Origin of the sequence: Pseudomonas sp. JAI115, from assembly GCF_014200835.1 — a bacterium.
GTDB classification, from domain to species: Bacteria; Pseudomonadota; Gammaproteobacteria; order Pseudomonadales; family Pseudomonadaceae; genus Aquipseudomonas; species Aquipseudomonas putida_A.
Genome location: NZ_JACHCY010000019.1, coordinates 83,594 through 107,549, shown reverse-complemented (window position 1 = coordinate 107,549; position 23,956 = coordinate 83,594). Strand labels below are relative to the sequence as shown.

At 60.8% G+C, this 23,956-nt stretch carries 21 protein-coding genes; 13 read left to right on the top strand and 8 right to left on the bottom strand.

Going from position 1 to position 23,956, the window contains the following annotated elements:
- Positions 1-122: 122 nt before the first annotated feature.
- Both HDC30_RS26780 and HDC30_RS26775 read left to right on the top strand, forming a co-directional pair.
- The gene (locus HDC30_RS26780) at positions 123-1,070 is read left to right on the top strand and encodes a LysR substrate-binding domain-containing protein (protein ID WP_007914183.1); all 948 of its coding nucleotides are present in this window, start codon (positions 123-125) and stop codon (positions 1,068-1,070) included.
- A 200-nt stretch (positions 1,071-1,270) separates the two neighbouring features.
- The gene (locus HDC30_RS26775) at positions 1,271-1,675 is read left to right on the top strand and encodes an HPF/RaiA family ribosome-associated protein (protein ID WP_027610895.1); all 405 of its coding nucleotides are present in this window, start codon (positions 1,271-1,273) and stop codon (positions 1,673-1,675) included.
- A gap of 282 nt (positions 1,676-1,957) precedes the next feature.
- On the opposite strand, the gene fecA is transcribed toward HDC30_RS26775, so the two are convergent.
- The 3 genes from fecA to HDC30_RS26760 form a co-directional block, all read right to left on the bottom strand.
- Positions 1,958-4,288 carry a TonB-dependent Fe(3+) dicitrate receptor FecA gene (gene fecA / locus HDC30_RS26770; RefSeq protein WP_183785868.1) on the bottom strand — a complete coding sequence of 777 codons (2,331 nt, stop codon included), beginning with the start codon at positions 4,286-4,288 and terminating at the stop codon, positions 1,958-1,960.
- A 177-nt stretch (positions 4,289-4,465) separates the two neighbouring features.
- Positions 4,466-5,398 carry a FecR domain-containing protein gene (locus HDC30_RS26765; RefSeq protein ID WP_183785866.1) on the bottom strand — a complete coding sequence of 311 codons (933 nt, stop codon included), beginning with the start codon at positions 5,396-5,398 and terminating at the stop codon, positions 4,466-4,468.
- Positions 5,395-5,883 carry a sigma-70 family RNA polymerase sigma factor gene (locus tag HDC30_RS26760; protein WP_103369607.1) on the bottom strand — a complete coding sequence of 163 codons (489 nt, stop codon included), beginning with the start codon at positions 5,881-5,883 and terminating at the stop codon, positions 5,395-5,397. The genes HDC30_RS26765 and HDC30_RS26760 overlap by 4 nt, the downstream gene beginning before the upstream one ends.
- Before the next feature lie 178 nt (positions 5,884-6,061).
- On the opposite strand from HDC30_RS26760, the gene HDC30_RS26755 reads away from it, so the two are divergent.
- From HDC30_RS26755 to HDC30_RS26730, 6 genes are all read left to right on the top strand, one after another.
- Positions 6,062-6,367, top strand: coding sequence for a DUF3649 domain-containing protein (locus tag HDC30_RS26755; protein ID WP_007967542.1), 306 nt, complete (start codon positions 6,062-6,064; stop codon positions 6,365-6,367).
- A complete protein-coding gene (locus HDC30_RS26750) occupies positions 6,364-7,947 on the top strand; it encodes a PepSY domain-containing protein (protein WP_183785864.1) in 1,584 nt (527 codons plus the stop codon). Before HDC30_RS26755 ends, HDC30_RS26750 begins: the two co-directional genes overlap by 4 nt.
- Entirely contained in the window at positions 7,947-8,273 is a 327-nt protein-coding gene (locus HDC30_RS26745) for a DUF3325 domain-containing protein (RefSeq protein WP_096795156.1), read from the top strand. Before HDC30_RS26750 ends, HDC30_RS26745 begins: the two co-directional genes overlap by 1 nt.
- 1 nt (position 8,274) lies before the next feature.
- Complete coding sequence (locus HDC30_RS26740; RefSeq protein WP_003221797.1) at positions 8,275-8,841, top strand: RNA polymerase sigma factor; 567 nt, start codon at positions 8,275-8,277, stop codon at positions 8,839-8,841.
- On the top strand, positions 8,838-9,827 hold the full coding sequence (locus HDC30_RS26735; protein WP_183785863.1) for a FecR family protein: 990 nt from the start codon (positions 8,838-8,840) through the stop codon (positions 9,825-9,827). The genes HDC30_RS26740 and HDC30_RS26735 overlap by 4 nt, the downstream gene beginning before the upstream one ends.
- Before the next feature lie 205 nt (positions 9,828-10,032).
- Positions 10,033-12,462: a TonB-dependent receptor gene (locus HDC30_RS26730; protein ID WP_183785861.1), complete on the top strand. Its 2,430-nt coding sequence runs from the start codon at positions 10,033-10,035 to the stop codon at positions 12,460-12,462.
- A gap of 142 nt (positions 12,463-12,604) precedes the next feature.
- Here the strand turns inward: HDC30_RS26730 and HDC30_RS26725 are convergent, their stop codons facing one another.
- Positions 12,605-13,480 (bottom strand): helix-turn-helix domain-containing protein, encoded by an 876-nt coding sequence (locus HDC30_RS26725; RefSeq protein WP_183785859.1) that lies wholly within the window; start codon positions 13,478-13,480, stop codon positions 12,605-12,607.
- Positions 13,481-13,734: 254 nt separating this feature from the next.
- Between HDC30_RS26725 and HDC30_RS26720 the strand changes: the two genes are divergently transcribed.
- Positions 13,735-14,637, top strand: a complete 903-nt coding sequence (locus HDC30_RS26720; RefSeq protein WP_183785857.1) for a DMT family transporter — start codon at positions 13,735-13,737, stop codon at positions 14,635-14,637.
- Positions 14,638-14,656: 19 nt separating this feature from the next.
- Here HDC30_RS26720 and HDC30_RS26715 read toward each other — a convergent pair whose 3' ends face one another.
- The 4 genes from HDC30_RS26715 to HDC30_RS26700 all read right to left on the bottom strand — a co-directional run bounded on the left by HDC30_RS26715 (position 14,657) and on the right by HDC30_RS26700 (position 18,640).
- Positions 14,657-15,166, bottom strand: a complete 510-nt coding sequence (locus HDC30_RS26715; RefSeq protein ID WP_103369613.1) for a DUF2165 family protein — start codon at positions 15,164-15,166, stop codon at positions 14,657-14,659.
- Positions 15,167-15,314: 148 nt separating this feature from the next.
- Positions 15,315-16,289 carry a D-glycerate dehydrogenase gene (locus HDC30_RS26710; protein WP_183785855.1) on the bottom strand — a complete coding sequence of 325 codons (975 nt, stop codon included), beginning with the start codon at positions 16,287-16,289 and terminating at the stop codon, positions 15,315-15,317.
- Positions 16,290-16,914: 625 nt separating this feature from the next.
- Positions 16,915-17,289, bottom strand: a complete 375-nt coding sequence (locus HDC30_RS26705; protein ID WP_096795161.1) for a DUF6124 family protein — start codon at positions 17,287-17,289, stop codon at positions 16,915-16,917.
- Positions 17,290-17,671: 382 nt separating this feature from the next.
- Positions 17,672-18,640: a LysR family transcriptional regulator gene (locus HDC30_RS26700; RefSeq protein WP_183785853.1), complete on the bottom strand. Its 969-nt coding sequence runs from the start codon at positions 18,638-18,640 to the stop codon at positions 17,672-17,674.
- Positions 18,641-18,915: 275 nt separating this feature from the next.
- On the opposite strand from HDC30_RS26700, the gene HDC30_RS26695 reads away from it, so the two are divergent.
- From HDC30_RS26695 to HDC30_RS26680, 4 genes are all read left to right on the top strand, one after another.
- Positions 18,916-20,415, top strand: coding sequence for an efflux transporter outer membrane subunit (locus tag HDC30_RS26695; protein WP_183785851.1), 1,500 nt, complete (start codon positions 18,916-18,918; stop codon positions 20,413-20,415).
- Between the two features lie 236 nt (positions 20,416-20,651).
- Positions 20,652-22,844: an FUSC family protein gene (locus tag HDC30_RS26690; protein WP_183785849.1), complete on the top strand. Its 2,193-nt coding sequence runs from the start codon at positions 20,652-20,654 to the stop codon at positions 22,842-22,844.
- Entirely contained in the window at positions 22,834-23,034 is a 201-nt protein-coding gene (locus HDC30_RS26685) for a DUF1656 domain-containing protein (RefSeq protein WP_003221811.1), read from the top strand. The genes HDC30_RS26690 and HDC30_RS26685 overlap by 11 nt, the downstream gene beginning before the upstream one ends.
- A 10-nt stretch (positions 23,035-23,044) precedes the next feature.
- Positions 23,045-23,911 carry an HlyD family secretion protein gene (locus tag HDC30_RS26680; protein WP_183785847.1) on the top strand — a complete coding sequence of 289 codons (867 nt, stop codon included), beginning with the start codon at positions 23,045-23,047 and terminating at the stop codon, positions 23,909-23,911.
- Positions 23,912-23,956 lie beyond the last annotated feature (45 nt).

Here is a 23,956-nt window from a genome sequence, read left to right as displayed (position 1 = left end):
AAGCAATGGAGTAGGAATCGCTGCCATTTTTTGTAGGACAAGCGCAATGTCGGCGATACTGCCTACCTCGGTCCTACGTGACCAACGAAACTTCCTAAGAAAGCCTTTAGCAGGACTAAACGATGAGTCGTCAATTGCATGCCCAGACCTACGTCTGGCTGCAGGTGTTTTCCTGTGCCGCGCGGCACCTGTCGTTCACCCGTTGCGCGGAGGAGCTGCACATCACCCCGGGGGCGGTCAGCCAGCAGATTCGCCAACTGGAAGAGCGCCTCGGTTTTCGCCTGTTCCATCGCCGGGCGCGGGGTGTCGAATTAAGTGCGGAAGGCCAGCGACTGGCCATCACCGTGAATGAGGCCTACGGCAGCATCGATGCTGAATTGCGTCGGCTGGATGCCGGGATGATCAGCGGGATTCTGCGGGTGCGTTCGATTCCGTCGTTCCTCAGCAAATGGCTGACCCCGCGCCTGCCGCGTCTGCAACAGCGCTATCCGGACATCCAGTTGCGGCTGGTGGCCGAGGACAGCAGCGTGCCGTTGCACGAGGGCGATTTCGATCTGGCGATTGACCTGAACGACGGCAGCTATCCGGGGCTGTTATCCACAGCCTTGCTCGATGAGCAGATTTTCCCGGTGTGCGCGCCGAGTTTGCTGCGCGGACGCCCGCCGCTGCACGGGCCGGCGGATCTGGTGCATTTCCCGTTGTTGCACGACATCACCGCTTGGCGCGGCAGTTATGAATACGCGGAATGGGAGTTTTATCTGAATGCGATTGGCTTTGAAGGCGCCGACGTACGGCGTGGGCACACGTTCAATCGCAATCACCTGACCATCGAAGCGGCGATCGCCGGTATGGGCGTGGCGATTGCCCGGCGCACGTTGCTCAACGATGAACTGGAGCGCGGGACGTTGATTGTGCCGTTCGGCCTGTCGGTGCCCAACCACAAACGCTACGTGCTGCTGTATGCGCCGGGGGCCTTGAGCCATCCGGGCGTGCGCGCGGTGCATGACTGGCTGGTGGAGGAGGCGGGGATTTTCCGTAGCTTGCACCCGTTGAACGACGGGCAATTGTGAGCAGATTTTGCAGGGTTGCGAAGCGACCCAACTCCCGACCTTACCAGTGACTTGCCCGGTTGTCCGGCTTTTTTTGCGAATGAATATTTATCTTTTTTCAGGGGTTGAAATGTTCGCCGGTCGGGCCGATTGTTGTAACCAGGAGGTCAGGAAATCCAATTCAAGGCCTCTGGCGAGCTAGCTGAAATAAGGGATGAACTATGCAAATCCAAGTCAACAGCGATAACCATATTCAAAGCAGTAAGCGACTGGAGGAGTGGGTACGTACAACTATTGAGAGCACGCTCGAACGTTATGAAGAAGACCTGACCCGTGTCGAAGTCCACCTGAGCGACGAGAACGGCGACAAACCAGGTCCCCATGACTTGCGCTGCCAACTGGAAGCGCGGCCAAAAGGCCATCAACCGATTTCCGTCACTCACAAAGCCGATTCGCTGGAACAGGCGATCGACGGTGCAGCCGAAAAACTGGAACACGCGCTGGAGCACCTGTTTGGCAAACTGCGAGGCAAACCTCGCGCCGCCATCGTGCCATTCAGCAAGGCGAATGATGCACTGCTGGAGGAAGAATTTCTCGAGAACGAACAGGCAGCGATCAACAGTTGATACGCTGATTTTTCAAGCCACCCCATGAGAACGGGCCTGCGCAAGCAGGCCCGTTTTTGTTTGTGGCGTTTTTTGCGCAGGGCATCAGAAAGCGGCCCCTCACCCCAGCCCTCTCCCTCCGGGAGAGGGGGCCGACCGAGGTGTCTGACGTGAAACATCGACCTGAAAGACCGACTCGACTATGGATTCGGCAAAGCAGAATCAGGTCGGCGTACTTCGCAAGCATCCCGCAATCAGTCCCCTCTCCATTGGGAGAGGGTTAGGGTGAGGGGTTTTTCAATCTCAGAACGCGAGGGAGGTTTGCACGTACACCGTGCGCGGTTCACCCACGTACTTGCCTTTATTGTTGTCATCAAACGAGCGGGTGAAATACTGGGTGTTGAAAATGTTCTTCACCCCCACCGCCACGTTCAGATCCGACAATTGCGGGCCGAAGTCATAACCGGCGCGGCTGCTGAACAGCATGTAGCCGGGGATCTTGCCGGTGCTACCGTCGGCGCTTTCCTTGGAGGTGTTGGCATTGTCGGCGAACTGGTCGCTCTGGAAGCTGCTGTCGAAATTAAGTTTCCACGGGCCTTCGGTGTAACCGACGCCAATCGTGCCTTTATGTTTCGACGAGAACGGCACGCGATTGCCCTTGTTCGGCCCGTCTTCGCGGATGCTCGCGTCAACATAGGCATAAGTGGCGTACACATCGAAACCGGCGAGTGCCGGGCTCAAGTCATCCAGCGCATAGTTGACGCTGGTCTCGATGCCTTGATGGCGGGTCTCGCCCCGGGCGATCACCGAATCGTTGGTCTGGTTGCTTTCGTACTGGTTGTCGAAGTTGATCAGGAACGCACCGATTTCCGCGCGCAGGGTGCCGTTGTCATAACGGGTTCCGAGTTCCCAGGTGCGGGCCTTCTCCGGTTTGACTTCGCCGCTGCTCACACGGTTGGGCATCTGACTGTATTGCACGCTGCCGAACGAACCTTCGGTGTTGGCATAAAGATTCCAGCTGTCGCTCAGGTGATACAGCACGTTCAGCGCCGGCAGCGCGGTGTTGTAGTCGCCCTTGTATTTGACGTCGGTCAGGTTGTTGGTCTGCTGCGACTCGATCATCTCGTAACGCACGCCCGGAGTGATGGTCCATTTGCCGATGTCGATGCGATCGTCGACGAACAACGCATTGGCTTCGGTGCCACCGCGGGTGTCGCGGTCGTTGCGGCTGTCGGTAGTCGGGTATTGGTTGCTGCTGATCGGCGTGCGATAGCGCAACTCGTGGCCGGCCTCGTTGATGTAGCGGTAACCGACGCCGACTTCATGGCTGGTCGGGCCGAGGTCGAAGCCTTGGGCGAAACGTGTTTCGAAACCGCGTACCCAATATTCGCGCGGTGACAGCGAGAGGAAACTGCCCTGATCCAGATAACCGCTGCGCAGGGTCTTGGTGAAGAAAGTGTTGGCGGTGAATTCGCGGCGATCTTCCTGATAGCGATAGCCGAAGTTGAACATCGTCCGACGGCCCCAGAACTGGTCTTTCAGGCGCGTCGACTGGTACGGGTCAGCGTCGTAATCGGCAACGCTGAGGCCGCCGGGCATGTCGGCCTTGCCTTCGTAATACTGGGCCATGGCGTTGAAGCTGTTGGCCTCGTCGAGCTGGTATTTGCCCTTGAGGATCAGGTCGTCGATTTCGCTGTCGCTGTGTTCACGCCAGTCGCCGCCACGGGTGCCGGAGTACAGCAGCGCGCCGCCCAGACCATTTTCGTTGGTGCCGCCGGCCAGCAGGTTGGCGCTGGTTTTGAAGCCGTCATGGCTCGACGACGGACTGGTTTCGGTCTGGAAACCACCCTTGACCGTCGGCGCTTCGGGAATGGCGCGGGTGACGAAGTTGACCACGCCACCGACGTTCTGCGGGCCGTAACGCACGGCGCCACCGCCACGCACCACGTCCACGGCGTCCATATTGCCCATGCTGATCGGCGCGAACGACAACTGTGGCTGGCCGTACGGTGCGAAGGGCACGGGAATGCCGTCCATCAGTACGGTCGAGCGCGCGGCCAGGCGCGGATTGAGACCGCGAATGCCGAAGTTCAGCGCCATGTCGTGGCTGCCGGTGCCATTGTTTTCCGGGGCATTGACCCCGGGGATGCGGTTGAGCACGTCGCGCGCCTGAGTCGCGCCCTGCCGTTCAAAATCTTCGCGGCGGATCACATCGCGGGCGCCGGGGTGTTCGAACACGTTGACCTGCGCTGCATCACCGAGCCAGTCACCGACGACTTTCGAGGTGTCCAGCTCCAGCGCCGTGTCGCCGACCGGTTGCAGGCTGAAGGCATTGTTGCCTTCGGCGCGGGCTTGCAGGCCGGTGCCTTCGAGCAATGCATCGAGACCTTCTGCGGTGCTGTAGCTGCCTTCGAGGCCACGGCTTTGCACGCCTCGGGTGATCTGCGAGCCGAAGGAAATCAGCACGCCGGCTTCACGACCAAACTGGTTGAGGGCGTTTTCCAGCGACGCCGGAGCGATGTGGTAAACCTTGGTTTCGGCAGCCATGACCGGTAGGGCACTGAAGCTCAGGCTGGCGCCCAGTAAGAGGTTGCGCAGGCGGCGGGCCAGTGGCGTGAGACGGGTGGGGTGCATGAAGGTTGATCCTGGGAAGGTTGAATCAAGGGGGCTTTCCTTCTCTGTCACGCCAGATCTGAAAAACGGCTCATTTATTTTTCGAGAGCAAAAGATCGCAGTCTTCGGCAGCTCCTGCAGGATGTACACCCAGCCAATGTAGGAGCTGCCGAAGGCTGCGATCTTTTGATTTTGCTTCTACGCCCGCGCCTCAACGCTGACCCAATAGCGGGTAAACCGCCGCACTTTCACCGGCAGACTGATTTGCAGCAGATCAAGAATCCGCTCGCTGTCGTCCAGTGGATAAGTCCCGGAGATCAGCAGGTCGGCCACCTTCGCATCGCAATGCAACTGGCCACGACGGTAACGCCCGAGTTCTTCAAGAAAATCGCCCAGACGCATGTGTGCGGCGATCAGCATGCCGTCGGCCCAGGCGCCGCTGTTGGCGTCCAGTGGCTTGGCTTCGCTGACCGAGGTGGCGCTGAAACTCAGCTGACGGGCAACGGGTAGCCACATCGGCTCGCGCCCGGGGCGGGTCAATTCGACCTGGCCTTCGAATAGCGCCACCTGCGTGCGATCGGCAAATTGCCGGACGTTGAGCCGGGCAGCAGCGGTTTTCAACAGCCCTTGTGCCGTGTGCACTTCAAATGATTGTGCGGTGCTCAGGAGGATCTCGCCTTCCAGCAAACGGATCAGCCGTTGCGTGCTGTCCACGTCCGCGGCGCTCGCGGTGTTGAGCTGCAACTGGCTGCCCGCACCCAGCGTAACCTTGCGGCGCTCTCCCAGCGGACTGCGGTAATCGGCGAGCAGCGTCGGCAGCGGATTGTGCTCGCGTATCCCCCAGGTGACGGCTGAACCCGCACCGAGAAGCAGCAGCAATTTGAGCGCCTGACGGCGACTGGAAGACTTCTGCCCGTTCAACGCGGCATGGGCCAATGGCGAAGCCACGCCGCGCAAGCGCTGGTTGACCCACTGCATGTGCTCCCACGCGCGACGATGTTCGCTGTGGGCGTCCAGCCATTGTTGCCAGGCTTGTTGCTGACGCGGGGAGAGCGTGCCTTGCTGCATTTCCATCAGCCAGTGCACGGCCTGTTCGGCCACTTGCGCAGAGAAATCCGGAGCGCGGTTCATAGGGCGAAATAGCAGCGCAGGGCGGCTTTGTGCAGATGGCGTTTGACCGTGGCTACGGAGATGCTCAGTTCGGCGGCGATTTGCGGATAAGTCAGGCCATCGACCTGCGCCAGCAAAAAGGCGCGCTTGACCAGACGCGGCAAGCCATCGAGCAGCTGGTCCAGCTCGATCAGGGTTTGCAGGATGATCGCTTTGTCTTCTTCCGATGGCGCAACCATTTCCGGCATCTGCGCCAGCGTGTCGAGGTAGGCGCGTTCCAGATCCTGACGACGGTAATGATTGAACAGCACGCGTTTGGCGAGGGTGGTGAGGAAGGCGCGCGGCTCAACAATTACCGATTGTTCACGTGCAGTTAGCACGCGGATGAAGGTGTCTTGCGCCAGATCCGCCGCGCTGTCCGGGCAGCCGAGTCTGCGCCGCAACCAGCCGGTGAGCCAGCTGTGGTGGTCGTGGTAGAGCGATTCGACGGGATGGGCGGACGACAAGGGTATTACTCCGGGCGCACGTTGGATGCGTTAGAGAACAAGAACTGTTCGCATTGTAGGGGCGGGCGAGGGTGTCCGGCAATCAGATGCTTTTGCGTATGAGAATATTTATCATTAATATTGCTTGCCTGTTGGTTCGGCTCGTTGGCCGGACGTTTTTTCGTTTCAGGGTCGAAACATGAAAGGCAAACTCGCCTCACTTCCCATGTCCTATCGTCTGGCCGTCACCTCGCGGGTGCTGGCGGCGGTGTTCGGCGGCTATCTGGTCGCGGCGCTGGCCAGTGTCGCGCTGACGATGTGGCTGCCGTTGAGCCGCGCCGAAGCGGTGGTGACCGGTATGACCATTTCCTTTCTGGTCTATCTGGTCGCGGTGCTGTGGTGCTTCGCTTGCCGCACGGCGTGGTCGGCGTGGGTCGGTTTGCTGGTGCCCAGCGTGATTCTGGCGACGGTGTCGGGTGCCGCGCGGGGCTTGGGTTACGCATGAAAGAGGGCTTTCGTCAGTCGATGGCCTGGCTGCACACGTGGACGGGGCTGGTGTTCGGCTGGCTGCTGTTTGCGATTTTCCTCACCGGAACGCTGGCCTATTTCAAGGATGAGATCAGCCACTGGATGCAGCCGGAAATTCCCTCGCGGCCCATCAATGCCGAAGCGAGCCTGACCCTGGCGCAAAGTTACCTGCAGCAACACGCCGCCGGCGCCTCGCGCTGGCTGATCGACTTGCCCGACGCCCGCGATCCCGGCCTGACGGTGCGCTGGCAACAGGCTTCGAACACACCGGGCGAGCGCGGCAAGTTCGAATCCAGAACACTCGACGCGCAGACCGGCAGTGAAGTCCAGGCCCGCGAAAGCCTGGGCGGCGAGTTCTTCTATCGCTTCCATTTCCAGCTGCAAATGCCTTATCCATGGGGCCGCTGGCTGGCGACGATGGCGGCGATGGTGATGTTCGTCGGGCTGATCACCGGCATCATCACCCACAAGAAAATCTTCAAGGACTTCTTCACCTTTCGCCCGCGCAAAGGCCAGCGTTCATGGCTCGACGGGCATAACGCGGTCGGCGTGCTGGTGTTGCCGTTTCACTTGATGATCACCTACAGCAGCCTGGTGATTTTCATGGCGATGGTCATGCCGGCAAGCATTCTGGCGTCCTATAACGGCGACGTGCGCACCTTTTACGACGAAGTTTTTCCGGCATCGAAGACCCCTGAGCGAGCCAACCGGGCGGCGCCGCTGAGCCCGATGGCTCCACTTCTGGCCAAGGCCAGCGAGCAGTGGGCGGGAGGCAGCACCGCGCGGCTGACAGTGAACAATCCGGGGGACGCGAATGCCTCGGTGGTGCTGTCGCGCCGTGGCGACCGCGTCGTCCACGATTTCGGGCGCGCGGTGACGTTCAACGGTGTCACCGGCGAGCGCCTCGGCAGCACTCCGGAGCAGCCCGTGGCGATGGCCGTCGGCGGCACGTTCTACGGTTTGCACATGGGCCACTTCGCCGGGGCAACATTGCGCTGGCTGTATTTCATCTGTGGCCTGGCGAGTACCGCGATGATCGGCACCGGGCTGGTGATCTGGCTTGGCAAGCGCCAGCTCAAACACGCCAAGAGCGGCGTGATGCCGTTCGAATTGCGTCTGGTGGAAGTGCTGAACATCGCCAGCATGGCCGGGCTGGTGTTGGCGGTGGCGGTGTTCTTTTTGGCCAATCGCCTGTTGCCGACAGATCTGCTCGTGCGCGCCGATCAGGAAGTGAATGCGTTTTTTATCGCCTGGGCTTTGAGTGTGGTGCATGCGTTGCTGCGCAAAGGGCGCAAGGCTTGGGTCGAACAGCTCGCGCTGGCTGCCGTGCTGTTTATCGCGGTGCCGCTGATCAATCTGACCACACCGTGGAATCTCGGGGTAACGCTGGCGCAAGGTGACTGGACGCTGGCGGGTTTCGATCTGACTTGCCTGGGCGCAGGTCTGTTCCTCGGCTGGGCCGCATGGAAAATGCAGCGTGCCGGCGGCGCCGTCAGCGTGAAAAAAACATCCCGCGAAAAGCCGCGACCGATCGCGCTTGAGCAGGAGGTCAGCTGATGTTGCTGGCGTTGTTGCTGTGCTATGCCGCCTTCAGCGCGTTGTGTCTGTCGATGCCTCGGCACCATGATGAACTGCTCGGCAACAAACCCTCGGCCCGACGCGCACGGGTTTTGAAACTCGCTGGTTGGCTGTTGCTCGGGCTGTCGCTTTGGGCGGCAGTCGCTGCACACGGCTGGAGTTTCGGTCTGGTCGACTGGTTCGCGGTACTCATGCTCAGCGCCTTGGCGTTGGTGCTGTTGCTGCCGTATCGCCCACGCTTGGCCCTCGCACTGGCTGGGTTGAGTCTGCTGGCCAGCCCGGTCGCTGCCTGGGCGCAGGGCTGACATGCTGATCGGTCATCCTCCGGAATCCCGCGACGACGAGCCACACGGCGCGCGTGCGCATTTTCTCCAGGTGTTCCTGTCGCAGCGCTCACAGATGGAAGCGCTGGTCAACCGGCGCGTCGGCTGCCGGGCCACGGCGGCGGATCTGGTGCAGGATCTGTTCCTGCGTTTCTGGCGACGGCCGTTGGTGCAGGTCGAAGAACTCAGCACCTACCTGTTGCGCTGCGCCGGCAACATCGCCATCGACCACTTGCGCAGCGAAGGCACCCGGGTGCGGGTCAATGAGGGCTGGCAACCGGATGCGCCGGACAGCCACGGCAGCGAACCGCAAGCCGCGCTCGAAGCGGGCAATGATCTGCGCCATGTCGAAGCAGCGTTGCGCGCCTTGCCCGAGCGCACCCGACAGATCTTTTTGCTCAATCGCATCCACGGCCGCAAATACGCAGACATCGCCAAGGCCATGGGCCTGTCCCAAAGTGCCGTGGAAAAACATATGATGCGCGCCCTCGAGGCCTGCAAGGCCAGCCTGCGCGAACCCGCGCCACGCCTGCCAGGGAAAGCACCGTGAAAGCCAACGACCGCGTCATTCCAACGCCCGCTCAGGAGCAGGCCGCGCTCGCCTGGCTGAGCCTGCTGCACGACCGCCCGAGCACCGGCGATCAACTGACCTTCAGTCAATGGCTGCGCGCCGACCCGGCCCACGCCGAGGCCTACGCCCAGGCGCAAGTGCTCTGGGAGTTGAGCGAAAGTCCGGCGCGTACCTTGGCCGATGAAGAGGCGTTGGCGTTGCAGGGCTACCTCAATGCGATGGATCGTCCGCGTCGTTTACTGCTGCTGCGCTGGTCGGGCGCGCTGGCGATGGCCGCGTGTCTGATGCTGATGATCAGCCTTGGCACGGGTTGGCAGCCGCAGCGCTGGATCGATGATCTCGGTGCCGATTACGTCTCGGCGCCGGGTGAAGTCCGCACCGTGACACTGGCCGATCAATCGCAAGTCACGCTGGATGCCGACAGTGCCATCGCGGTGGATTTCAGTCAGGGCGAGCGGCATGTGCAATTGCGTCGCGGTGCCGGATTTTTCAGTGTCACGCATACGGGGGATCCGTTTGTGGTCGCGGCGGAGAAGGGCGAGGCGCGGGTGCTCGGCACGCAATTCGAAGTGCGACTGCAGCCCGCAGGTGCGCAGGTCACGGTGCTGTCCGGGCGCGTTGGCGTGACGGCGGATCGCAACGCGCAACAGCAGATTCTGACCGCCGGCCAGCAAGTGGCTTACGGGCAGGGCAGTGCAGAAAAACTGCACGCGGTGGACAGCGAGGCGCAACTGGCTTGGCGTCAGGGCTGGCTGAATTACTACAAGGCGTCGCTGGCCGATGTGGTGGAGGATCTGCGGCGCTATTACCCGGGACGGATTGTTGTGCTCAATGATGAGTTGGCTGCGCGCAAGGTCAGCGGCAGTTTTCCGAGCAAGGATCCGCAGGCGGTGCTCAGTTCCCTGCAAGGTGTGATGGGGTTTGAGCAGCATCAGGTGTTGGGGCATCTGATTATTTTGCGCTGAGCCTGCCGGCGCCATCGCGAGCAGGCTCACTCCTACATTTGGAATGTGTTCCCCCTGTAGGAGTGAGCCTGCTCGCGATAGCGTTCTTTCAGACAGCAAAAAATATTTTCAAATTTGTGGTGAGGTAAACCGCAGCCCCATCCGTGTAGTGACTGAAACTGCGAGTCATTCGCATCCGTTGCGGTTCTACACAGGTCATTGAGCAATGAAGTCCAGGGCAAAATCGGGTTCGGTCAAACAGTGGTTGGGTGTTTCGGCATTGAGTTTTTCGGCGTTGGCGCTGTTGCCGCTGAGTGTGGCGCTGGCCGCTGAAACCGTCAGCAGCCCGACACAGAAACAGTTCAGTTTCTCCCTGAGCGCCAAACCACTGCCCCAGGCTCTGAGCGACTTCAGCCGCGTCACCGGGCAAAGCGTGGTCTACACCGATGAAGCGCCGTACGGCCTCAACGCCCCGGCCGTCAGCGGCCAGATGAGCGCCGAACAGGCGCTGCAACGCCTGCTCAGTGGTTCCGGCATGACCTTTCGCCGTACCGACAGCCACACCCTGGCGCTGGAACCGCAACCCACCGCAGGCGCACTCAATCTTGGCGCGACCACCATCACGTCGATGCGTGACGAGTCGATGAGCTATCAGCCGCCGCAGACCAGTTCGGTGATGCGCTCCTCGGCTTCGCTGCAGGAAATCCCGCAGACCGTCAACGTGATCCCGGCCCAGGTCATTCGCGATCAGGCCCCGCGCAATCTCGACGATGCGCTGGCCAACGTCAGCGGCATCACCCAGGGCAACACCTTGGGCAGCACCCAGGACTCGGTGATGACCCGCGGCTTTGGCGACAACCGCAATGGCTCGATCATGCGCGACGGCATGCCGATCGTGCAGGGCCGCGGCATGAACGCCACAGTCGATCGGGTCGAAGTGCTCAAGGGCCCGGCCTCGTTGCTCTACGGCATTCAGGACCCGGGCGGTGTGGTCAACCTGGTCAGTAAGAAGCCGGAACTGACTCAATACAACGCCCTGACCCTGCGCGGTTCCACCTACGGCGACGGCAAAAATGGCAGCGGCGGCACCTTCGACAGCACTGGTGCGCTGGGTGAATCCGGGCTGGCCTACCGGCTGGTACTGGATCACGAAGACGAAGATTACTGGCGCAACTACGGCACTCACCGCGAGACGCTGATCGCACCGTCGCTGGCCTGGTTCGGCGAGCGCACCAAGCTGTCGTTCGGCTATGAACACCGCGAGTTTCTCACCCCGTTCGACCGTGGCACGGTGATCGATCCACGCACCAACCATCCGCTGGACATCTCGCGCAACGAGCGTCTGGACGAGCCGTTCAACGACATGGAAGGCCGCTCGGATCTGTACCATTTCGAGGCTGACCACGAACTCAACGACGACTGGAAGGCCCACTTCGGCTACAGCTGGAACCGCGAAACCTACGACGCCAGCCAGGTGCGCGTGACCGCCATCGACACCAAAAAAGGCACGCTGACCCGCAGCATGGACGGCACGCAAGGCGCGATCAGCACTGATCGTTTCACCACCGCCAGCCTCGAAGGCAAAGTCAACCTGCTGGGCATGCAACATGATCTGGTGTTCGGCGTTGACGATGAGTACCGCAAGATCTACCGCGCTGACCTGATCCGCCAGAAAAGCCTGAGCACCTTCAGCTATGTCAATCCGGTGTATGGCCGTGAAGTCGAAGGCACCACGGTCAGCCCGGCGGACAGCGCGCAGACCGATCTGCTGCGCAGCGATTCGGTGTTTCTGCAGGACTCGATACACCTCAACGACCAGTGGATTCTGGTCGCCGGCGGACGCTTCCAGGAGTACGACCAGTACGCCGGCAAAGGCGTGCCGTTCAAGGCCAACACCGACAGCAACGGGCAGAAATTCGTACCGCGCGCCGGTCTGGTGTATCGCTACACCGACGAATTATCGTTCTACGGCAGCTACACCGAATCGTTCAAACCCAACTCGACCATCGCCCCGCTCAGCGGCAGCAGCACCGTGCTCGACGGCAGCATTGCGCCGGAAGAGGCCAAGTCGTGGGAACTGGGTGCGCGTCTGGATATGCCGGGGCGCATCACAGGCAATATCGCACTGTTCGACATCAAGAAGCGCAACGTGCTGGTCTCCAATTCTGAAGGCCCGACCACCATTTACAGCGCCGCAGGCGAAGTGCGTTCCCGTGGTCTGGAACTGGATCTGACTGGGCAGTTGACCGATCGCTGGAGCCTGATCGGCGCCTATGCCTACACCGATGCCGAGGTCACCGAAGACCCGGACTACAAAGGCAATCGCTTGCAAAACGTGGCGAAGAACAGCGGTTCATTGTCGGCGGTGTATGACTTCGGCAGCGTGATTGGTGGCGACCAACTGCGGGTCGGTGCCGGGGCGCGGTATGTCGGCGAACGCGCGGGCAATGCGGTGAATGATTTCGACCTGCCGAGCTACACCGTGGCCGATGCGTTTGCCACTTACGACACCAGACTCGAAGGGCAGAAGGTCAAGTTCCAGCTCAACGTGAAGAACCTGTTCGACCGCACCTACTACACCTCCGCGGCGAGCCGGTTCTTTGTGTCGATGGGCGATTCGCGGCAGATTTCGTTGTCGAGCACTTTGGAGTTCTGATTCAGGACCGCGGCATCGTTCTTCGCGAGCAAGCCCGCTCCCACATTGGATGGTGTTATTCACACAATCTGAGTTCACTCTGAACTCTGTGGGAGCGGGCTTGCTCGCGAAGCGGCCCGATCAGGCCATAAAAACCCCGGATCTAACGCAAAAACGCCTGTCGATAATCCCCAGGCGTCCCACCCAATACTTGCCGAAACCGGTTGGTGAAATGACTGGCACTGGCAAACCCGCACCCCAGTGCAATCTCCCCCAGCGGCAACGCCGTGCCACGCAACAATTCCCGCGCCCGGTTCAAGCGCCGCGCCAGCACGTACTGATGCGGCGGCAGGCCGAAGCTCACGCGAAACATCCGCGCAAAGTGGTATTCCGAAAGCGCACACAATCCGGCCAGTTGCCCGAGGCTGATCGGCTCGGCCAACTGATTGTCGATGAACTCGACCAGTTGCCGCCGCTGATGGGGCGCCAGTCCGCCCTTGAGGCGCACACCCTGCCGGGCGCCGACCTGGCTGAGCAGGGTATGACTGATCAATTCATGCGCAATGCTGCTGGTCAGCAGGCGTTCGGCCGGTTCGTCCCAATTCAGTGTCAATAACTGACGAAAGCGTCGGGCCTGCTGCGGATCTTCCAGAAAGGTCTGCTCGCGCAACTGCATCTCTCGCGGCTCGCGATCCAGCAGCGTGACGCAACCCAGGGCAAATTGTTCGGCGCTGAAATACAGATGAGCGAGACGCAGATCGCCGTTGATCACCCAGCCCGATTGGTGATCGGCGGGCAGGATGCACAACTTGTCCGGTCCGCCCTTGCGCCCCGGTTGGCCACGGCGAAAGGTGCCCGTGCCCCCGGCGATGTAGCAGGAAAGCGTGTGGTGGCTCGGCGTTTCGTATTCCTGGGCATCGTGGTGGTTGGTCCACAGGGCCGCAGACAAGCCGTCACCGAGATCGGCGCTGTGCAACAGGCGTGCATTCGGCGAGCGGTTGAGGGCTTGGAAGACTTGCAGGGTATCGATAGCGGCCATATTCGGTTCTCTCCAACGCCTTGCATCCTACTCCGTAGCTTTCGCGCTGCCAGCCTGTCGAGCGACAAAAGCGCAAGAATCTGCAAGCGCCCCGATCGTTGCTGTCGCACCCTGAACCTCCATACAACACAACCCTGTGGCGAGGGCGCTTGCTCCCGCCGGGCTGCGCAGCGGACCCATCAGTGAGTGCTGCGCACTCAAGCGCGAGCAAGCTCGCTTGCCACAGAGTGTCCGGTGTTCTCAGGAGTTTCGTCATGAACCTTTCGCTGTATCTGCTGACCGTGCTGATCTGGGGCACCACCTGGATTGCCCTGAAATGGCAACTGGGCGTGGTGGCGATTCCGGTGTCGATCGTTTATCGCTTCGGTCTCGCCGCGCTGGTGCTGTTCGTGCTGTTGCTGCTCAGTCGGCGGCTGCAACCGATGAATCGGCGCGGACATCTGATCTGTGTGGCGCAGGGGCTGTGCCTGTTCTGCGTCAACTTCATGTGCTTTCTGACCGCCAGCCAGTGGATTCCCAGCGGGCTGGTGGCGGTGGTGTTTTCCACGGCCACTTTGTGGAATGCGCTCAATGCACACGTATTCTTCGGTCAGCGCATCGCGCGCAATGTTTTGATGGGCGGGGCGCTCGGCCTGTTCGGTCTGGGAATGCTGTTCTGGCCGGAACTGGCCGGCCATCACGCCAGCCCCGAAACGTTGCTTGGTCTTGGCCTGGCGCTGTGTGGCACCTTGTGTTTTTCGGCGGGCAATATGTTGTCGAGTCTGCAGCAGAAGGCAGGCTTGAAACCCTTGACCACCAATGCCTGGGGCATGGCCTACGGGGCGGCGATGTTGTCGGTGTGGTGTCTGGTCAATGGCATTGCGTTCGACATGGAGTGGTCGCCACGTTACGTCGGGGCGTTACTGTATCTGGTGATCCCCGGTTCGGTGATCGGCTTCACCGCGTACCTGACGCTGGTCGGACGTATGGGGCCGGAGCGTGCTGCGTATTGCACCGTGCTGTTCCCGGTGGTGGCACTGAACGTGTCAGCGTTTGCTGAAGGTTATCAGTGGACGGCACCGGCGTTGCTCGGGCTGGTGTTGGTGATGCTGGGTAATGTCTTGGTGTTTCGTAAGCCGAAAACGCTGGTGGCGCCGGTGCAGGGGAAGTTGGTATGAAACAAACGATCACTGAACATCAGCGCTCGACTTTCAAGGTGATGTAAATCATCACCGGGAATATGAAGTCAATGATATGCCGGGCCCAGTCCTTGGCATTCCATGATTGTGAGGTGTCCATGTCAAACCATTCCACACCCACGGTTTGCAGGCACACGTAATAAATGAAAATTGCCGTCAGTATGCCCATGATCGAGAACTTTTTTGCCTCGTGGAATACCTCTGCAGGCGCATTGATGTGCCGATAGAGTTGATAGGTGCCTATCAGGCATAACGTCGTATACGTTACTTCCAGCGTGATGATGAACCAGTAGATCCGGTGATGAATCATCGGTGAATCGATGGCTCGGTATTTTATGGACTCATTGGCGGTGGTAGTGTCCATGCTCAGGATATGAGCCACGTACGTGTAGTTCGAGTCATAGTCGGTAAAGTTGTGAATCATCACCAATACACCAAAGAAGCTGATGTAAGCCATCAATATAACTTTGCTGTAGCGAATAACTTTATCGGTTGTCAGGTTGTTCACGGGATTAGCTCTCCATAGCAGTGGTCGATCATTCGATTGCCAGGCAGAGCTTATAATGCTGTTGTTAAATTGGCTTTGTTGTTCAATTTCAAGTTGTGTAGGGCGGCAACTAACGGGCAAGTGCGGTTCTGCACTTGCCCGTCATTTTTTATCCGCGCCAGACTTGCGGATTGACCAGGTCCTGCGGGCGTTCGCCGAGCAGCGCGCTGCGCAGATTGGCCAGTGCACGATTGGCCATGGCTTCGCGCGTTTCATTCGTGGCGGAGCCGATGTGCGGCAATGTCACAGCATTTTTCAACTGGAACAGCGGCGACTCGGCCAGCGGTTCTTTCTCGTAGACGTCCAGTCCGGCGCCACGGATGCGATTGTTTTGCAGGGCTTCGATCAGCGCCGGCTCGTCGACCACCGGGCCACGGGAGATGTTGACCAAAATCGCCCCCGGCTTCATCAACGCCAATTCGCGATGGCTGATCAGGTGGCGGGTTTTATCGCTGAGCGGCACCACCAGGCAGACGAAGTCGGCTTCGGCGAGCAACTGGTCGAGGCTGCGAAACTCTGCGCCGAGTTGCTGTTCCAGTTCGGTCTTGCGGCTGTTGCCGCTGTAGATAATCGGCATGTTGAAGCCGAAATGGCCACGGCGGGCGACGGCGGCGCCGATGTTGCCCATGCCGACGATGCCCAGGGTTTTGCCGTGGACGTCACAGCCGAACAACGGTGCGCCGACGCTGGCCTGCCATTGGCCGGCCTTGGTCCAGGCGTCGAGTTCGGCGACGCGGCGGGCGCTGCTCATGATCAGGGCGAAGGCGAGGTCGGCGGTGCTTTCGGTGAGTACGTCGGGGGTGTTGGTGAGCATGATCCCGCGTTCATTGAAGTAGTCGAGGTCGTAGTTGTCGTAGCCGACGGAGACGCTGGAGACTACTTCGAGTTTTGTGGCTGTTTCGAGTTGGGCCTTGCCGAGTTTGCGGCCGACGCCGATCAGGCCGTGGGCGTGGGGGAGGGCTTCGTTGAATTGGGCGTTGATGTCGCCGTTCTTCGGGTTGGGGACAATGACGTCGAACTCTTGTTGCAGGCGTTCGATCATGGGTGGGGTGATGCGGCTGAAGGCCAGGACTGTTTTTTTCATCGCTATGGGCTCGGCTTCTGGGCTTTATTGCCAAGCAAGCTAACATTTCTGTTTTGGGTTGTCTTGGCGGCCTCTGGGCCGACCATGCTTTGGGTTGATGGGGGACATATCCGTTGCTTCGGGTGCTGCTGCTGGCGGTTTCGCTCTTACAGCGACTCCCTTTGGCAAACGCCCCAAAGGAAGCAAAGGTCTTGGCCCCTGCGTTCGGCCCTCGCTTAGGCTCGGGTTCCTTCGTTGCGGGGTTCATCCGGGGGCATCGCCTCCGGTTTGCTTCGCTGCACCTCCTCTCGATGCATTTGGCTTCGCCAAACGGTCGCTGCGCTCCCACCCCCGGATAAACCCCTCCACTCAGCCTGCCGATGGGGCCGGCACGGCAAGATCAAGAGCTTTCGGCGAGCTGACACTCGGCCATTGAGTGGTGAAGAGCATGCGGTCTGTCTGGACTGCTTTGCTTTTCTGTAGGAGTGAGCCTGCTCGCGAAGGCGGCCTACGAGCCGACCAGTCTCCAATTGAACACACCCATTCCAACTGTGGGAGCGAGCCTGCTCGCGAAAGCGGTGTGTCAGGCACCAAAAATATTGAATGGGCTGACGCTTTCGCGAGCAGGCTCGCTCCCACAGGGGGATTAGTTGTGTGTTGGAGACTGCGAGATTTCGTGGTTATCCAGCACCCGATTCACCGCCAGCTCGGCCAGCATGATGATTTGCTGGATCGCCAGTATCGTCTGTCGCTGCGGGCTTTCGACATAGGCCGCAATGTCGCTGGTCATGATGCTTGCCGAGGCCAGTGATTCGCAGGCGTGAACCAGCAGGCTTTCGTTGTCCATGTCGGGGACGACCTGGAACATGCTGCTGGGTTTGTGGAATCTCACAGCGGCGGCGGAAGGTTTCAGGTAATGGTCGAGTGCACGCTCGGCGGCGTCGTGGAGCTTTTTTGAATCGAGGGATTCGTAGGGGGAGGTGCTTTCGGCTTGGGGCGGATTGGGTGTGGGTTTGATCATGGTGGAACTCCATTCGGGATGTGGAGTTCGCCACGTACTGCGACCAAGCAATAGGGTGGCGAACCGTACGCAGGTTGGTCGACCAGGGAATGGAAACCCGGCAGGGCCAAGGCCCTCCCACGCACAGCTCGCCATTAAGCAAGCTTAAAAAGTGCGCCATTCTAAACCCGGACGACCAAGTCCGGTCGTTGATTCGTCAACGACCCCCTGAGCCTATCCACCCCACTTCCGAGCCACAACCGTCAAAACCTGTCGGAAAACTCCCTTCAAATCACCGCTTTTGTAGGAGCTGCCGTAGGCTGCGATCTTTTGATTTTTAAACATCAAGGGCAAAAGATCGCAGCCTGCGGCAGCTCCTACAGTGAACACCGTGTGTTGAAAATCAGTTGGCGACGCGGGCTCCGGCGAGGCTCCCACTCAACTCATACGCCGCCAGTTCCGCCTGATGCGCCGCCAATATCTCCGGCAGTGACCCGCGCAAATAATCGACCCAAGTCTTGATCTTCGCATCCAGGTATTGCCGCGACGGGTAGATCGCGTACAGGTTGAGTTCCTGCGAGCGGTAGTTCGGCATCATCCGTACCAGCGTGCCGTTGCGCAGGCCTTCGATGGCGGCGTAGACCGGCAGGACGCCGACGCCCATGCCGCTGATGATCGCGGCTTTCATTGCGTCGGCGGAGTTCACCAGGAACGGCGAGCTGTTGATGGTGACCATTTCCTGGCCGTCCGGGCCGTTGAAGGCCCATTTTTCCAGGGGGATCACCGGGCTGACGAGGCGCAGGCAGGCGTGGTTCAGCAGGTCTGCGGGCTTTTGCGCGCAGCCGTTGGCTTTCACGTAGGCCGGGGAGGCGCAGACGATGCTGTAGGTGATGCCCAGGCGTTGCGAGACGAAGCCCGAGTCCGGCAGTTCGCTGGCGAGCACGATGGACACGTCGTAGCCCTCGTCGAGCAGGTCCGGCAAGCGGTTGGCCATGGTCAGGTCGAAGGTCACGTCCGGGTGGGTCTTGCGGTAGCGGGCGATGGCGTCGATCACGAAGTGCTGGCCGATGCCGGTCATGGTGTGCACTTTCAACTGGCCGGCGGGGCGGGCGTGGGCCTGGCTGGCCTCGGCTTCGGCTTCTTCGACATAGGCCAGGATCTGTTCGCAGCGCAGCAGGTAGCGCTTGCCGGCCTCGGTCAGGGCGATGCGCCGGGTCGTGCGATTGAGCAGGCGGGTTTGCAGGTGGGCTTCCAGGTTGGAGACCGCGCGCGAGACGTTGGCCGTGGTGGTGTCGAGTTGCACGGCGGCGGCGGTGAAGCTGCCGGCTTCGGCCACACAACTGAAGGCGCGCATGTTTTGCAATGTGTCCATGGGGTGCTCTCAAGGGAGATGGCAAATTGTGACACGAAGTTTCAGGGGCTGAGACCCCCGACCAACGGATTATCTCGTTAACGGTAACAAAGATTCACAGGAATCCCAGCTTATCGCCACCAAGGCGCCCACCTAGAATTGCGCCGCTCCCTGTAGGAGCTGCCGCAGGCTGCGATCTTTTGATTTTGTTTTAAGGGAATCAAGATCAAAAGATCGCAGCCTGCGGCAACCCCTGCACAAATCCCCGCCTTATCCTCTTTCAGGAATTCGCAGCTGTGCCGCGTCGCATCATCAGAGCGCTTTTGCCGCTCAGTGTTCTGGCTTTTACCCTGGGTCTCAGCGGCTGCATCTCAACGCAAGGAATTGCCCCGCATAGCACGGCATTGGAAGCCGACGCACTGGCCACTGACGACGCCATCGCCCACGCCGCCCGTGACGCCAACTGGCCCACCGCACAATGGTGGCAAGCCTACGGCGACCCGCAACTCAATCACTGGATCGACCTCGCCGTGCAGGGCAGTCCGAGCATGGCCATGGCCGCTGCACGGGTGCGTCAGGCCAAGGCGCTGGCCGGTGTCGCCGAGGCCGCCGAGTCGTTGCAGATCAATGGCGAGTCAACGCTCAAGCGCCACAACTGGCCGACCGACCAGTTCTACGGCCCGGGCGAGTTGGCCAACACCACCACCTGGGACAACAACGCCGCGCTGGGTTTCAGCTACGCCCTCGACCTCTGGGGGCGGGAAAGCAATGCCAGCGAACGCGCGGTGGATCTGGCGCACATGAGCGCCGCCGAAGCGCGGCTGGCGCAGCTGGAATTGCAGAACAATATCGTGCGCGCCTACATCGAGCTGTCGCTGCATTACGCCCAGCGCGACATCGTCGCCGCGACCCTCAAGCAGCAACAGCAGATTTTGGATCTGGCGCAGAAGCGTCTGGACGGCGGCATCGGCACGCACTTTGAAGTCAGTCAGGCGGAAACGCCGTTGCCGGAGACCCATCGGCAACTGGATGCGCTGGACGAAGAAATCGCCCTGAGCCGCAACCAGATCGCCGCGCTGGCCGGCAAAGGCCCGGGCGACGGTGCGCAGTTGCAGCGGCCGACGCTGGCGCTGGGTGCTGCGTTGAAACTGCCATCGGCATTGCCCGCCGAGTTGCTCGGTCAGCGCCCGGACGTGGTCGCCAGTCGCTGGCAAGTGGCGGCGCAGGCACGCGGCATCGATGTCGCGCATGCCGGGTTTTATCCCAACGTCGATCTGGTCGGCAGCCTCGGCTACATGGCCACCGGCGGCGGGGCGCTGGAGTTTTTGACTGGCAAGAAACTCAATTACAACGTCGGCCCGGCAATCTCGCTGCCGATCTTCGACGGTGGGCGTTTGCGCAGTGAACTGGGTGAAGCCTCCGCCGGGTATGACATCGCCGTGGCGCATTACAACCAGACGCTGGTCAATGCGCTGAAGAACATTTCCGACCAGTTGATCCGTCGCGAGTCGATGGACAAGCAGCAAGCCTTCGCCGCCGAGTCGGTGGCTACTGCGCAGAAGACCTACGACATCGCGATGATCGCCTATCAACGTGGGCTCACCGATTACCTCAACGTGCTGAATGCGCAGACCTTGCTGTTCAAGCAACAGCAGGTGCAGCAGCAGGTGCAGGCGGCGCGTTTGAGTGCGCATGCCGAGTTGGTGACGGCGTTGGGTGGCGGCCTCGGGGCTGGCAATGATGTGCCCACAGCCGAGCAAACCCTGGCCCCGAAAACCCCGGCCCTTTTGCGGTGAACACACGATCTCTTTGGCAATTTAATACCTGTGGTGAGGGGATTTATCCCCGATGGGCTGCGAAGCAGACCTAAGACGAGCGTGTGCAATCTGACTGTGAGAACTCAATTGCCTTGTTTAGGGTTGCTGTGCAACCCGTCGGGGATAAATCCCCTCACCACAGAGTTTGTGTTCACCACAAAAATTGATGTTTGCCACAGATGACTCTTCAGTCCTCAATCATTGAGCAAGACCAAATGACTCCCTTGCCCGCACCTCTACGCTGGCTCTACTCCCTGGAATGGCGCCGGGGTTTGTTTGACTGGGCGCGCAGCGATGGCGTGACCTGGGTGTATATCTTCAAGGTATTGCTCGCCGCGTTCCTCACGCTGTGGCTGGCGATGCGCCTGGAATTGCCGCAACCGCGTACGGCGATGATCACCGTGTTCATCGTCATGCAGCCGCAGAGCGGCCAGGTGTTCGCCAAGAGTTTCTATCGTTTCCTCGGCACCCTGGCCGGGTCGGCGATGATGGTCACGCTGATTGCGCTGTTCGCGCAAAACACTGAGTTGTTCCTCGGTTCGCTGGCGATTTGGGTCGGCATCTGCTCGGCCGGTGCGGCACGTTGCCGTAACTTCCGCGCCTACGGTTTTGTCCTCGCCGGCTACACCGCCGCGATGGTCGGGCTGCCGGCGCTGGCGCATCCGGATGGTGCGTTCATGGCCGCCGTCTGGCGAGTGCTGGAGATCTCGCTGGGGATTCTCTGCTCGACAGTAGTCAGCGCCGCGATCCTGCCGCAAACCGCCAGCGCAGCAATGCGCAACGCCTTGTATCAGCGCTTCGGCGTGTTCGCGTTGTTCGTCACCGATGGCCTGCGCGGGCGTAGCAAAGCCGAGTCGTTCGAAGCGAGCAACGTGCGTTTTATCGCCGAAGCCGTGGGCCTGGAAGGGCTGCGCAGCGTCACCGTTTTCGAAGACCCGCACATGCGTCGGCGCAACGGTCGCCTCAGCCGTTTGAACAGCGAGTTCATGGGCATTACCACGCGCTTCAACGCCCTGCATCAGTTGCTGGAACGCTTGCGCGTGAATGACGAAGAACACGTGGTGGCCGCGATCAGGCCGGGCCTGCAGGATCTTGCGGAAGTACTCGACGGCTTCAGTGGCCGCGCCTTGACCAGCCCGGACGCGGCACGTTTGGCGACGGCATTGGCCACGTACAAGGAAGGCCTGCCGACGCGCGTGCGAACCTTGCGCGGCATTTTCCAGGAAACCGGTCCGAGTGAAGCCGAGCAACTGGATTTCCATACTGCATACGAGCTGCTCTATCGCTTCGTCGATGACTTGCACAGTTATGCACAGACCCACGCCTCGCTGGCCGATCACCGCCACGAACGTGAGCGCTGGGACGAGCCGTTCACCCCGCAAACCAACTGGTGGGCCGCTGCGGCTTCGGGGATTCGCGCCTCGTTCATCCTGATTGTGCTGGGCAGCTATTGGGTCGCCACCGCGTGGCCGAGCGGCGCGACCATGACCCTGATTGCTGCCGCCACCGTGGGACTGTCTGCCGCCACGCCGAACCCGAAACGCATGGCGTTCCAGATGGCCTGCGGGACTTTTCTCGGGGCGCTGATCGGCTTCGTCGAGATGTTTTTCATCTTCCCATGGATCGACGGTTTTCCGCTGCTGTGCGTGATGCTCGCGCCAGTCATCGTGCTCGGCTCGTTCCTCGCTTCGCGACCGAAATATGCCGGGGTCGGCCTGGGTCTGTTGATCTTCTTCAGCACCGGTTCGGTGCCGGACAACCTGACCATTTACAACCCCTACAGCTTCATCAACGACTACATCGCGATGGTCATGGGCATGCTGGTGTGTGCCGCTGCCGGCGCGATCATTCTGCCGCCGAACAGCCGCTGGTTGTGGAAGCGCCTGGAGCAGGATTTGCGCGAGCAAGTGGTCTATGCGATCAGCGGCAAGCTCAAGGGCCTGGCATCGAGTTTCGAGAGTCGTACCCGTGACCTGCTGCACCAGGCTTATGGTCTGGCGGCAGGTCAGCCGACGGTGCAGAAGAACCTGCTGCGCTGGATGTTCGTGGTGCTCGAAGTCGGCCACGCGATCATCGAATTGCGCAAGGAACAGGCGATCCTCCCGGTGCATCCGGCGTATGCCGAATCGCAGCCGTGGCGTCAGGCGATCCGCGTCATGGGCCGGGCGCTGGTGCGGCTGTTTCTGCAACCGAACCCGAGCAATCTGGAGCGCGCACTGGTGGCGGTCGATCACGCGATCAGTCGGGTCGCCGCGACCGACGAGCCGTTTGCGCCGCACTTCGACACGTCCGCGTTACGCCGGGTGAAGAGCTATCTGCACTTCATCCGCACCTCGTTGCTCGACCCGCAATCACCACTCGCTGCCTATGCCGTCGCCAAGCCCGAAGGACTTGCCCATGCCTCGTGAAATCGCCTTCCACGGCGTGTACATGCCGACCATGACCCTGATGTTTTTTGTCGCTGCGGCGCTGGCCTGGGCGCTGGACCGGTTCCTCTCGGGGTTCGACCTGTACCGCTTTTTCTGGCACCCGGCGCTGCTGCGTCTGAGTCTGTTTACCTGTCTGTTCGGCGCCATGGCGCTGACTGTCTACCGTTGAGAACGTTCTGATGAAAAAGTTTTTCAGCCTGCTTGCGACCCTGCTGGTGCTGGCCCTGGCACTGTGGATCGGCCGGACCCTGTGGGAGCACTACATGAACACCCCGTGGACCCGCGACGGCCGGGTGCGGGCGGACATCATCAACGTCGCGGCCGACGTCACCGGGGAAGTGGTCGACGTGCCGGTGCGCGACAACCAATTGGTGAAGAAGGGTGACCTGCTGATGCAAATTGACCCCGAGCACTACCGTCTCGCGGTGAAGCAGGCGCAGTCGCTGGTCGCTTCGCGCAAGTCGACCTGGGAGATGCGCAAGGTCAACGCGCATCGCCGCGCCGACCTCGACAATCTGGTGATCTCCAAGGAAAACCGCGACGACGCCAGCAACATCGCCGACGCCGCGCTCGCCGATTACCAACACGCACAAGCGCAACTGGAAGCCGCCGAACTCAACCTCAAACGCACTGAAGTGCGCGCGGCGGTGGACGGCTACGTGACCAACCTCAACGTGCATCGCGGTGACTACGCGCGCATCGGCGAAGCGAAAATGGCCGTGGTCGACATGAACTCGTTCTGGGTCTACGGCTTCTTTGAAGAGACCAAACTGCCGCACGTGCGCGTAGGCGACAAGGCCGACATGCAACTGATGAGCGGCGAAGTGTTGAAGGGCCACGTGGAGAGCATTTCCCGCGGCATCTACGACCGCGACAACCCGGAAAGCCGCGAGCTGATCGCCGATGTGAACCCGACGTTCAACTGGGTGCGTCTGGCGCAGCGGGTGCCGGTGCGCATTCACATCGACGAAGTGCCGGAGGGTGTGTTGTTGGCGGCGGGGATAACTTGCACGGTGGTGGTGAAGCAAGAGCCTGTGGATAACTGACAGGCCGCGTCGCGGCCATTCGCGAGCAGGCTCGCTCCCACAAGG